This window comes from Virgibacillus flavescens, assembly GCF_050574275.1.
GTDB lineage: Bacteria > Bacillota > Bacilli > Bacillales > Amphibacillaceae > Virgibacillus_F > Virgibacillus_F flavescens.
In genome coordinates this window covers 2753375-2765021 of the sequence record NZ_CP192260.1, presented here as the reverse complement: position 1 = coordinate 2765021, position 11647 = coordinate 2753375, and the positions used below count along the sequence as shown (strand labels likewise).

Here is an 11647-nt window from a genome sequence, read left to right as displayed (position 1 = left end):
CTGCCGTCCAGGATCGTTGCGGGCGGATGCTTTCCGCGGGCACAGCTTCAGTCTCCTTGCCCCGACAAGGGGTATGCCAACGTTGTCCGCAAAGGACGATTTTAGTTGGCCATCCTTTTAAAAATGCTCTTCTGCGGGGCCTTCAGACTCGTGCTGTTCCCGCAGGAGTCACCACCCTCCACTCACCTGTATAAGTAGAACTAAGGCATAGCGAAAAGCCAGGGTTTCTAATATTGTGGTTCCTCTTGTGTTAGATAAACAATCTGTTTTTGTAAATCTTTTTTTACTTCTGTGAGCAATTGCTGTGCATCCTCATAAACCTTTTTGGTTTCATAATCCTGTGTTTTATTTGCTAAGATTTCAAGACTTGCTTCAGCGCTTTTTAAAGATGAAAAACAACCTTTTACCTGCGACCCAATTGTCATATTTTTTCCTCCTACCTAACCTTTTGGTTTAAATAGGATTGCTCCGATCATCCCAAAGATAATTGCAGCAGAAATACCTGAACTAGTAACTTTAAACATTCCGGTGACAACTCCTATTAAACCATGTTTACTTGCTTCTTCCATTGCTCCGTGAACTAATGAATTACCGAAGCTTGTGATTGGAACTGTCGCACCAGCTCCCGCAAAGTCAATTAATGGCTCGTATAATCCAAAACCATCAAGGATGGCTCCAACAACCACAAGTGCACTTAATGTATGCCCAGGTGTCAGTTTAAATACGTCGAACATGATTTGTCCAATAACACATATAAATCCACCGACAACAAATGCCCAGAAAAAAATCATCGACGATCACTCCCATTTTCAATTGATACAGCATGTGCAATACATGGGATAGGGTCCTTTTGCTGTACACTTAGTGAAGAATGGAGCGCACCAGTAGCAATTACTAATATTCGATTTAGCAGACCTTGCTTCATTTTGTTTAAAAAATGCCCGTATGTTACTACCGAAGAACAACCTGCACCACTTGCTCCGGCTAGCACAGGCTGATCCTCGCGGTAAATAGTCAAACCGCAGTCCACATACTGTTCATCTTTTATTTGAATACCCTGTTCTTTCAAAAGATCAAGTGATACCTGTCTGCCAATCTGTCCTAAATCACCAGTAATAATTAAATCGTAGTAAGAAGGTTCAATATTTCTTTCCTTAAGGTGAGTAATTAGCGTGTCGACTGCAGCTGGTGCCATTGCACCGCCCATATTAAATGGATCAGTCATTTCCATATCCACAATTTTTCCTATTGTCGCTGATGTTATTTCTGGTCCTACTCCTTGTTTGGCAATTAGTGCACATCCAGCACCAGTAACTGTCCATTGGGCAGTGGGGGGTTTTTGACCTCCATATTCCGTTGGGTAGCGAAACTGTTTTTCTGTAGCAGCGTTGTGACTCGCGCTTCCACTTAAAATATAGTCTGCGCCTTGGGCATTGATAATAAAAGCAGATAAAGCTAAACTTTCCATCGATGTTGCACATGCACTAAATAAACCAAAGTAAGGAGTTCCTAATGTTTTTGCTGTAAAGCTAGTCGGGGTAATCTGATTAATTAGGTCGCCACTAATAAAAAATTGGACCTGTTCTTTTTCAATAGAGCTATTTTTAATGGCAAATTGACATGCTTCTTCCAGCATGGTCTGTTGAGCCTTCTCAAAAGAAGCCTGCTTAAGCCACATATCGTCGTGAAGTAAGTCGAAATCATCAGGTATATTTCCGTTAGCTTCAAATGGTCCGCCGACTGTTCCTGTAGATATGATTACCGGTTTATTTTCATAAACCCATGTTCGATGACCAACTATCATTTATAGAACCCCCCACTGAGTAAGCAGTGTTTTAATTAATGCCACAATAAATGCCGAAAACACTCCAAACAATATAACTGAACCCGCCAATTTAAACATATTTGCCCCAACACCTAATACGAATCCTTCTGTACGATGCTCAATACAAGCAGAAATCACGGCATTACCAAATCCTGTAACGGGTACTGCTGAGCCTGCACCAGCAAATTGCCCGATCCGATCATATACACCAAAACCAGTCAAAAGCATCGTAATAAAAATTAATGTTGAAACTGTCGGATTTCCTGCTGTCTGTTCAGTGAAATCAAAGAAATAAATGTAGAAAATTGAAATCAGCTGACCGATAAAACAGATAAATCCACCTACCAAAAAGGCTTTAATACAATTTTTCAATAGTGGCCTTTTTGCTTCTCTTTTCTGTTGAAATGCTTGGTATTCTTGAGCTTTAGGAGGTATGCTCTTCTTTTTTTTATCAGCCATATGTTTCACTCTTTCATTTATGTTTTTTTGTGCATAAGTTTAATCAAATGTTTCATTTCTTTTTTTAACTGTTTTTCTTTAATTTTGTTGTTCATTATTTTTTGCTCCAGCTTTTTTATTTCCCATACTAATTTTTTATCTGTAGAGACTTCAGTTTTTAAATCCGGAAATTGCTTATTAATTTTTTTTGTAACACTACTTCTGAAATCGGCTAGCTTTAGTCGATCATGGTGATGCACCTCAAGAGCAATTAGTAAAGTTTTGTCTGTATTCACGGCGTAAATATTAGTTGTTTCTGTATGTTTTTGCAGTGTTTTTTTAGCTAGGTTTGATGCTTTTTGATTTGGCAACGAAGATGAACTTAATTGTACCGGAGCTTTTGAATCAGTCTCATTTAAAGTCTCTGTATTGGTGTTACATCCAACTAAGATACTTATTATCAATAGACCAATAAATATTTTAAATTTCATTTTATCATCACCTACTTAATTAGATTTATGTAGTAGGGGGAACGGAACTTATTGATCAACCCTTAACATATAGTTATTCATTTCTATATTGTGGTTCCTCTAGTTCAATCTCCTGCAAGCGTGGTTCTATGCTTTTTATAATAGAATCAGTTTGTTGTGCAGCACCCTCATATAGTTCTTTTGTTCGCTTGTTTTGAGTCTGTAAAGCAAATTGTTCTAAACTTGCCTGAGCACTTTTTAATCCTGCAAGGGTTTGTTTTACTTGGCTGGAAACCGTCATTTGAAATCCTCCTTTCACCATCACTTATTAGAATTGTATTTTTTGTCGTTATTATGCTAGTTTTTTACTTCCTTTTTATGTTAATCTTAATATAAGAGAAAAAACTGAATTATTTTAATAAAGCATGAAACTTTTTGGTTATTAACAACGTCTTATAGGTAACAGTAGTAGAAGGGATGGGGAGCTAATTATTAAGAAATTATTGCTTTTGATATTTATATTGCCCATTGTAATAATAGCTACTCTATATATTACCTGGAGCGGATTAGGTAGAGATTCACTAGTTTCCAGTCAAGTGGGATCAGCCGAAGAGAAGGATTTTATCGTACATATTAGAGTGGAAGAAATAGATGAGGAAATTAAGGTATATCGTTCACTGCAGTACACAGGAGATGAAACTGTAGAAATTGAACACCAGACTCCATTAATTTCTATTTCTTTACGTAATAAAAATCACGATTTCACGGGGAGTCGCGTAAAAAAAGTTATGGAATCAGGGGATAGTTATTATCCACAGAAAGCAAAGCTTATAAGCAAACCACAAGAAGGAGAATATACTTTATACTGTTTAGCAGAGTTTCAAGTAGATGGTGAAAGTAGAAGTATAGAGCATACAGAGAATTTAATATTTGAATAACAAAAGCAGCACTCAATTATGGAGGTGCTGCTTTTGCATTAATCGGTGGACAGTATGATTTCCTGCGTTTTTTGAGGGGTTTCATTCTCATCAGAATGCTGTTTGCTAGATGCTTCCCTAACTTCAGGTATAATGACTCTAATACTTTCATTATCGATCCAATTCACATCCAGTATTGGCCACTGGTAATTCAGAACTTCTAAATCATTTGTACTATTAGTTAACGAAAGAAGCTCCCATTTTTGGATGTCGACCACAACAATAGTACTAGTTCCCATTTTATTTGAAACATTACGACTAAACTGAAGCAATATTTTTGAGTGGTCCTGCGAAAGTTTAATACCATTATTTTGTGCTATATCGGCTACAAGATAAGCCTGATTTCCTTCCTTCTTATTTAAAAGTAAATAAGAACAAGATTTATCAGCACATGAAAATTTAAGTAAATATAAATAACTCTCATTGTATTGGATAGGTGTAAGGACCATTGATTCAACAGCTTTAGCGCGATCTTGTGAAGCGTGTAGATAAGCATTCAATATTGGCACCATTTCTAAATTAATCATAACTTTTTCATCAGGCAGAATAAACTCAATCAATTCATCCACTTCATCATCGTCTGATTGCTCGACTAGTTCAGGTTCGTCTTCAGTGGCAGTTGCAGATGCCTCTTTTTTCACAATAACTTGTTCTTCTTTTTGACAGGCAAAAAGTACAAAAGCAATAGTAATCCCAATCAAAAAAAGGTATTTTTTCATAGTAATCTCCTAATTCTCAATAATGTGATTATAATTAATTATACATAATTTCAAGGGCAAATAAAGGGTTTCTACACAAAAAAACATCGTTTAGAAACGATGTTTTCTGTTAAATATTTTTATTGTCGTCATTTTGATCGTGGCCGCCATGTGATAAATAATCCTCATCTAATTTTTCTTTTTCCTCCATGGTTAGTGATGCATCTTGATTTGGACCCTTACCTTTTTTGGAATAAAGAAGAATTAGTATAATTACCGCGATTGCAATTACAATATATACCCATGTCATTTATTATCACCTCTTACGAATATAGGGAAATTATAAGTAATACATAATTAGTTATTTAGGTTGCGTTAGTTTTTGCTGCAAGTCAACTTTGCTTCAATCCGATTTCTATCTAGCGATGTTACAATTGCTGTTAAATTAGTGTACCTCTTAGTTGGTAATCAATACCCCTGTTTGAAAAATGTGAAACCTTACAATATTTTACTGAGAAAATATTAATTACTGCAAAAGTTTGTTAAACTTAGTATACAAAAGTATACGTGGAAGGGATTTTGTGTACATGGTTGAAATACGAAAGCCTTTACCGATAAATGAAGCAATTAATAATGTTATGAAATATAAAATTACAGGTGAACTGGAAAAAATTCCAATCGAAGAAAGTGATGGAAGGAGATTGGGTGAACCTATTATAACCACTCATCCAATACCACCTTTCGATAAATCACCCTACGATGGGTTTGCGTTTCATTCAACGGATACAAAATCAGCTTCTACTGAGAAGCCGGTAGAGTTTGAAGTAGTTGAAACTATCGGGGCTGGTCAAGTGCCGAATACAACAATAAAACAGTTTCAGGCAACCCGTATTATGACAGGAGCACAAATTCCTGATGGTGCAAACTGTGTTGCGATGTTCGAGGTCTGTAAGGAATTTAAACGAAATGGCAAATCATTCATTAGGTTAGTAAAGTCAATGAAACCAAACCAAAATGTAATCAGAACAGGTTCAGAAATAAAACAGGGCATAAAACTGGTAGAAAAAGGAACTCCAGTTAATCCTGGTGTTAAAGCGCTATTAGCAACGTTTGGATACAAGAATGTAAGTGTAGCTAAAAAGCCTGTCGTTGGAATTTTTGCTACAGGTACAGAGCTGCTTAATGTAGAAGATGAACTTGAACCTGGTAAGATCCGCAATTCCAATGCAGATATGATCATGTCGCAAATCAAACGAGCTGGTGGTGAGGCACGTTATTTCGGAAAACTTGTAGATGAACTTGATTCAAGTTTCAAATCGATTCAATCCAAGTTAGATGAAGTGGATGTCTTAATTACAACTGGTGGCGTTTCAGTCGGTGATTTTGATCTGATGCCAGCTATTTATCATAAGTTAAATGCTCGAGTTTTATTTAATAAGGTTGCTATGCGGCCAGGAAGTGTTACGACAGTGGCAGTTTTTGGTGGAAAACTTTTATACGGTTTGTCTGGAAATCCGTCCGCATGTTATGTAGGGTTTGAGATGTTTGTTCGCCCTATCCTGCAGTCTTTTTTACTGAATGATAAACCGTTCTTATGTAGAACAGAGGCATTCCTGGACGAAGATTTTCCAAAGCCTAATCCATTCACACGCTTTATTAGGGGGAAAGCCTTTATTGAAAATGGCCGAGTAATGGTTCGATTAGCTGGAATAGATAAATCAAATGTTGTGACATCACTCGCTTTTACCAATTGTTTTATCATACTACCAGGCGGTACCAGAGAGTTTACAAAAGGGTCCGAAGTCGATGTTCTATGGCTGAATGAAGAGCAGGGACAAGAATCGTTTTAAAGGAGCTGAAAAAGGATGAATGAGAACATAACACCAATAACTGATCAATTAGGCAGACAACTCAAAGATCTTCGGATATCAGTAATTGATAAATGTAATTTCAGATGTACGTATTGTATGCCTAAGGAGATATTTGGAGAGGATTATGTATTTCTTTCTGAAAGTGAATTACTAAGCTTTGATGAAATCACTCGTATCGCAACACAGTTTGCACGACTAGGTGTCGAAAAAATTCGACTCACCGGTGGGGAACCGTTATTACGTAAAGATCTGGATCAATTAATTTATGCGTTAAGCAAAATTCCAGGTATCAATGATATTGCCTTAACTACGAATGGTGTGTTTTTGCCGAAAAAAGCACAAAAACTTAAAGATGCTGGACTGGAACGTGTGAATATTAGTCTGGATGCAATAGAAGATGATGTTTTTAAACAAACAAACGGAAGAGGAGTCGTAACACTCCCAGTGCTGAAAGGAATTCAAGCAGCTCAAAAAGCAGGCTTACAAGTAAAAATTAATATGGTAGTAAAAAAAGGAATGAATGAAGATCAGATACTTCCTATGGCAAGATATTGTAAAGGAAAGAATATCATTTTACGGTTTATTGAATTTATGGATGTTGGTAACCATAATGGATGGGACTTTAAAAATGTTATTTCAAAAAAACAAATTATTGATATAATAAAAGAGGAAATACCTTTAGTTCCTGTAGATGCCAATTACTATGGTGAAGTAGCTTCGAGGTATCGGTATAAAGATGGAGAAGGCGAAATTGGAGTTATTTCATCTGTCACGGATTCTTTTTGCAGTACGTGTACACGAATTCGGCTCTCTGCAGAAGGGAAACTCTATACCTGTTTATTTGCTTCAGAAGGATATGACATACGTCAGGACCTGCGTATGGGGAAAAATGATAAAGAACTAGGAAACTGTTTAAACGCGATATGGACCAAACGAAGCGACCGATATTCAGACGAGCGTGCAAATTTGAAAAATAAAGATCGAAAAAAAATAGAAATGAGCTACATTGGCGGTTAACCAATTTATTGTATGCTTCGGAGGTGTATGAATGAAAACGTTTAAGTTAAGTTCATTAGAAATTGTAGAAAATAAAGATGATGACATTGTTCTACATGAAATTCCACTTTTTGATGGATTGATTATTAATAGGGAAGATGAACAAAATCGCTGGATAGTAGAAGCTTTTATGAACAGAGACAATTTTGAACTGTTTCATAATCTTAAAGAAAAAGATGACACCGTTGTGCTTCAGGTGAAAATAACTAAGGAAACAAATAACCCAGCGACTTTTATCACAACCATACTATCGATTAATGAAATTGGTGACAGAATAAATGTCATCTTTTTGGGCACGATTGTTGACCATCAAAAAGGGATCGTAAAAGATAAGTTGAAAAAGTTAATTGAAGAAGGATACCAGGGTGAATCGCTATATAAAAAGTTTAAAGAGTTAATCGAAGAAGGTTAGTATATTTATTACTATCCTTTTTTTGTTTCCATTACTTTATTTGTAATGACAAACTTGTCATTAATACAGTTAATTCGTATTACCTTGAAGATAATTGTGAAATATTCGAGCAAATCTTCTATTTGACTGCTATAATGTGTTTATATTTGATTAAAAATAACCGATGTAAGTATTAAGGAGTACCAATATGTTTTCTAATTTCAATTATATATTTATTAATAAATTATCTCCTGTACAATTAATTTTATTTTTTTATTGTATAGCTGTCCTAATAGCAACCGCTATCTTGTCCATACCACTCGCGCATGAAGAAGGCGTGGATCCATCTATAATAGACATATTGTTTATTGCCGTTAGTGCAATTAGCGTTACAGGTTTAACTCCTATTAGTATTCCGGAAACGTTTAATACACTTGGTTATTTTTTACTGGCATTTATTCTGCAATTTGGAGCAGTTGGCATTATGGCAATGGGAACTTTTATCTGGATTATTTTAGGTAAAAAAATCGGGCTGAAAGAACGCAGGTTAATTATGACCGATCAAAATCAGACATCATTTTCAGGAATGGTTCGGTTAATCAAACAAATCATGTTAGTCATTTTGACAATTGAAATTATCGGTTTTATCATTTTAGGAACGTATTATATGCAGTACTTTCCAACAGTTGGTGAAGCCTACCTGAATGGTTTTTTCAGTTCAATAAGTGCCACAACAAATGGCGGATTTGATATTACCGGTAGCTCATTAATCATGTTTAAAGATGATTATTTTGTTCAATTTATTACCATGCTGCTAATTATTTTTGGAGCCATCGGTTTCCCGGTCCTTATAGAAGTAAAAGATTACATGTTTGCCAACGAAGAAACTCGTAAAGGTTTGCGCTTTTCTTTATTTACAAAGGTAACCTCGCTTACGTTTTTGGCATTAATAGTTGTCGGCACATTGTTTATCGCGGTGTTTGACGCGAATAATTATTTTGCGGATAAATCTTGGCATGAAGTGTTGTTTTATTCTATGTTTCAGTCTGTAACGACAAGAAGTGGCGGACTAGCAACAATGGACGTTTCGCAATTGACAGAGCAAAATCATTTATTCATGTCGTTTTTGATGTTTATTGGTGCATCGCCAAGCAGTGCTGGTGGTGGAATACGTACTACGACTTTCGCACTGGCGCTAATCTTTATTTTCACATATGCACGAGGTGGTGCTAGTATTAGAATTTTCAAGCGGGAAGTATACCAGGAAGATTTGCTGAAAGCTGTAACGGTATCACTAATGGCAATTGCACTGGTATTTAATTCTATACTTGTTATTTCCATCATGGAGCCATATGAGCTTTCAGAGATATTATTCGAGGTAACTTCAGCGTTTGGAACGGTAGGTCTTTCTCTAGGTATTACCAGCGAACTTTCAACAGTAAGTAAGTTCGTATTAATGATGTTGATGTTCATTGGACGAGTCGGAATCATCACGTTCTTGTTCATGTTTAAAAATAATAAAGCTAACGGAAAATATCATTATCCAAAAGAGAGAATGATTATCGGGTAATGTCACGGGAGTCTTTGGAGGAAAAGGATATGTCTAACAAAAAATTAGAGTTTCCAATACATGATGACGTTTTCATTCATTTAAAAGATGCAATACTATTTATCAATGATCAGGGTGCAATCGTGAAAGGGAACGATGCTGCCTTTTCATTGCTTAATATTGATAGTAATCAATTGTCAATCAATCTGTATATAGAATTTGATTTGTTGATTGACGATTCAGAAAAACATTTGCTAATGGAATTGAAAAAAGATAAAGAGAAATTAGTGGAAGTTAAATCGCTTCGCATAAATAAATCAGTTTATTGTCTAATTATTAGTGATCTATCTCTCCAGGATAAAACGGAAGAGGTAAAAGCATACATCAATCAACTTACTCACGTAAAGGCTGAGGGGATGGTTATGTATAATAATGATAAGATTATAGACTGTGATGAAACTTTTGCTACCATGTTTGGCTACAGAATGGACGAAATTGTCAAAATGAAGCTGACTGAACTGATACACCAATATAAAGGAAGCGGATTAAAGCACACGATTTATCAATATCCTGCTGAATCGAATATTTATACAGGAATAAAGCAGGACGACAGTAAATTTCACTTGGAAATGATAGATCAGCCTTATAGTAACTATGGTGAAATTATCCGTTTAGCAATTATTAAAGATATAACCGAGCGAATAGAAAATGAACGCAGAATTGAGTTTATGGCTTTTTATGATGAATTAACCGATTTACCAAATAGAAACTTCTTTGTAAAAGTATTGCGAGATGCTATTACTAATGCAAAAGAAGCTAATGAATTGCTCGCAGTATATTTTATTGATTTGGATTATTTCAAAGAAATTAATGATACGCTTGGATATGCTTTTGGTGATAAATTGCTAAATGCATGCGGAGAAAAGTTAAAATCTTTTTTACAAACAGATAACTTTATTGCCAGAATGGGTGGCGATGAGTTTTTAATTTTACAGAAAAACATGACCAATAAGGAAGAAGCCACACTTCTTGCTAAGAAGTTAATTGCTGAGTTTGAAAAACCGATTGCTATGGATGGGTATGAAATTTATATTTCTATTAGTATTGGTATCAGTGTTTTTCCGGAAAATGGTGTAACTGCGAATGAATTAATTAAGCACGCTGATTCAGCTATGTATGTAATTAAAGAGCAGCATCGAAATAATTATAAATTATTTGAGTCATCTATATCAGAAAATTTTAAAAATATGTTAATTATGGAACATGAACTTAGAAAAGCCTTAACTTATAATCACTTTGAAATTCACTATCAACCGCAAAAAAATCTTGAAACTGGCAAAATTGTTGGAGTAGAGGCATTACTCAGATGGAACCATCCAGTAAATGGTTATATACCACCTGCAGATTTTATCCCCCTTGCAGAGAAAACAGGATTAATAATTGATATTGGGGAGTGGGTATTAAATGAAGCATGTAAGCAGAATAAAGCGTGGCAAAATAAAGGATATGAACCTGTAATTGTTAGTGTTAACTTGTCCGCTAGACAGTTCCATCAGAAAGGTTTGCTTGAAAGTATAGAAAAAGCACTTGTTCAAACTGGTTTAGAACCATGTTACTTAGAGCTTGAGATAACTGAAAGTATGGCAATGAGCAACGAGGATTCCATTATAAGTACGATGAACAGTTTGCGAGACATTGGAGTTTTAGTATCAATTGACGATTTCGGAACAGGTTATTCATCATTTAAATACTTAAGTATATTTCCAGTTACAAAGTTAAAAATCGATAAAATGTTTATGGATGAGGATCAGCATCAAAATCAGGCGATTGTTAAGTCAATAATTCATATGTCACATTCACTCAATATGAAAGTGATTGCAGAAGGTGTAGAGACACTTGAACAACTTTCCTTTCTAGAGAATGAGAAGTGCGATGAAGTTCAGGGATATTATTACAGTAAGCCTTTACCTCCTGAACAATTAACCAGTTTCTTTCAGGTGCAATAAATGAAAACAAAAACCAATTCAACTAATTGGTTTTTGCTCTATTTAAGGTGAATCAACCATCTATGAAAAAGATCTTAGGCTTTCGCCGATTACTCACGACGAGAAGCCAAGATTTTTTTGCTAATAGTACTTGTGGGTAATGCCGGCACCAGCAATTAGCAGTAGAAAGCTGTACCTACAATGATTAGAAGTATAAATAGAACTACAATTAACGCGAATGAATTGCCCTTATTATTAGCTCCATAGACTTGGTTTCCATAACCACCACATCCGCCGTATCCATATGACATACTACTTCACCTCCTAGACGTTTACAGTTATACTATATGTCATTTCCAAAGAAGTGTATGGACGTTTTCATTAGTT

General features: G+C 35.5%; 15 protein-coding genes. 6 read left to right on the top strand and 9 right to left on the bottom strand.

The window, feature by feature from the left end; genetic code table 11:
* Positions 1-227 precede the first annotated feature (227 nt).
* The 6 genes from VBD025_RS13455 to VBD025_RS13430 all read right to left on the bottom strand — a co-directional run bounded on the left by VBD025_RS13455 (position 228) and on the right by VBD025_RS13430 (position 3034).
* Positions 228-425, bottom strand: a complete 198-nt coding sequence (locus tag VBD025_RS13455; RefSeq protein ID WP_430786307.1) for a DUF1657 domain-containing protein — start codon at positions 423-425, stop codon at positions 228-230.
* 15 nt (positions 426-440) lie between these two features.
* Positions 441-791 (bottom strand): stage V sporulation protein AE, encoded by a 351-nt coding sequence (gene spoVAE / locus VBD025_RS13450; RefSeq protein WP_430786305.1) that lies wholly within the window; start codon positions 789-791, stop codon positions 441-443.
* Entirely contained in the window at positions 788-1804 is a 1017-nt protein-coding gene (spoVAD, locus tag VBD025_RS13445) for a stage V sporulation protein AD (RefSeq protein ID WP_430786303.1), read from the bottom strand. The genes spoVAE and spoVAD overlap by 4 nt, the downstream gene beginning before the upstream one ends.
* Positions 1805-2284: a stage V sporulation protein AC gene (gene spoVAC / locus VBD025_RS13440; protein ID WP_430786301.1), complete on the bottom strand. Its 480-nt coding sequence runs from the start codon at positions 2282-2284 to the stop codon at positions 1805-1807.
* 17 nt (positions 2285-2301) lie between these two features.
* Positions 2302-2754: a hypothetical protein gene (locus VBD025_RS13435; RefSeq protein ID WP_430786300.1), complete on the bottom strand. Its 453-nt coding sequence runs from the start codon at positions 2752-2754 to the stop codon at positions 2302-2304.
* Positions 2755-2827: 73 nt separating this feature from the next.
* Positions 2828-3034, bottom strand: a complete 207-nt coding sequence (locus VBD025_RS13430; RefSeq protein WP_430786298.1) for a DUF1657 domain-containing protein — start codon at positions 3032-3034, stop codon at positions 2828-2830.
* Between the two features lie 295 nt (positions 3035-3329).
* Here VBD025_RS13430 and VBD025_RS13425 point away from each other — a divergent pair, with 295 nt between their 5' ends.
* Positions 3330-3671: a hypothetical protein gene (locus VBD025_RS13425; protein ID WP_430786296.1), complete on the top strand. Its 342-nt coding sequence runs from the start codon at positions 3330-3332 to the stop codon at positions 3669-3671.
* A 38-nt stretch (positions 3672-3709) separates the two neighbouring features.
* On the opposite strand, the gene VBD025_RS13420 is transcribed toward VBD025_RS13425, so the two are convergent.
* Both VBD025_RS13420 and VBD025_RS13415 read right to left on the bottom strand, forming a co-directional pair.
* Positions 3710-4429 carry a hypothetical protein gene (locus VBD025_RS13420; protein ID WP_430786294.1) on the bottom strand — a complete coding sequence of 240 codons (720 nt, stop codon included), beginning with the start codon at positions 4427-4429 and terminating at the stop codon, positions 3710-3712.
* A gap of 109 nt (positions 4430-4538) precedes the next feature.
* Positions 4539-4718 (bottom strand): hypothetical protein, encoded by a 180-nt coding sequence (locus VBD025_RS13415; RefSeq protein WP_430786292.1) that lies wholly within the window; start codon positions 4716-4718, stop codon positions 4539-4541.
* A 277-nt stretch (positions 4719-4995) separates the two neighbouring features.
* Here VBD025_RS13415 and VBD025_RS13410 point away from each other — a divergent pair, with 277 nt between their 5' ends.
* The 5 genes from VBD025_RS13410 (at position 4996) to VBD025_RS13390 (ending at position 11281) form a co-directional block, all read left to right on the top strand.
* The gene (locus VBD025_RS13410) at positions 4996-6258 is read left to right on the top strand and encodes a molybdopterin molybdotransferase MoeA (protein ID WP_430786290.1); all 1263 of its coding nucleotides are present in this window, start codon (positions 4996-4998) and stop codon (positions 6256-6258) included.
* A gap of 15 nt (positions 6259-6273) precedes the next feature.
* The gene (gene moaA / locus VBD025_RS13405; protein ID WP_430786288.1) at positions 6274-7296 is read left to right on the top strand and encodes a GTP 3',8-cyclase MoaA; all 1023 of its coding nucleotides are present in this window, start codon (positions 6274-6276) and stop codon (positions 7294-7296) included.
* 31 nt (positions 7297-7327) lie between these two features.
* Positions 7328-7747, top strand: a complete 420-nt coding sequence (locus VBD025_RS13400; protein ID WP_430786286.1) for a YwpF family protein — start codon at positions 7328-7330, stop codon at positions 7745-7747.
* Positions 7748-7934: 187 nt separating this feature from the next.
* Positions 7935-9296, top strand: a complete 1362-nt coding sequence (locus tag VBD025_RS13395) for a TrkH family potassium uptake protein (protein WP_430786284.1) — start codon at positions 7935-7937, stop codon at positions 9294-9296.
* A 29-nt stretch (positions 9297-9325) separates the two neighbouring features.
* On the top strand, positions 9326-11281 hold the full coding sequence (locus VBD025_RS13390) for an EAL domain-containing protein (protein WP_430786282.1): 1956 nt from the start codon (positions 9326-9328) through the stop codon (positions 11279-11281).
* Positions 11282-11436: 155 nt separating this feature from the next.
* Here VBD025_RS13390 and VBD025_RS13385 read toward each other — a convergent pair whose 3' ends face one another.
* Entirely contained in the window at positions 11437-11571 is a 135-nt protein-coding gene (locus VBD025_RS13385) for a YjcZ family sporulation protein (protein ID WP_430786280.1), read from the bottom strand.
* Positions 11572-11647: the final 76 nt, after the last annotated feature.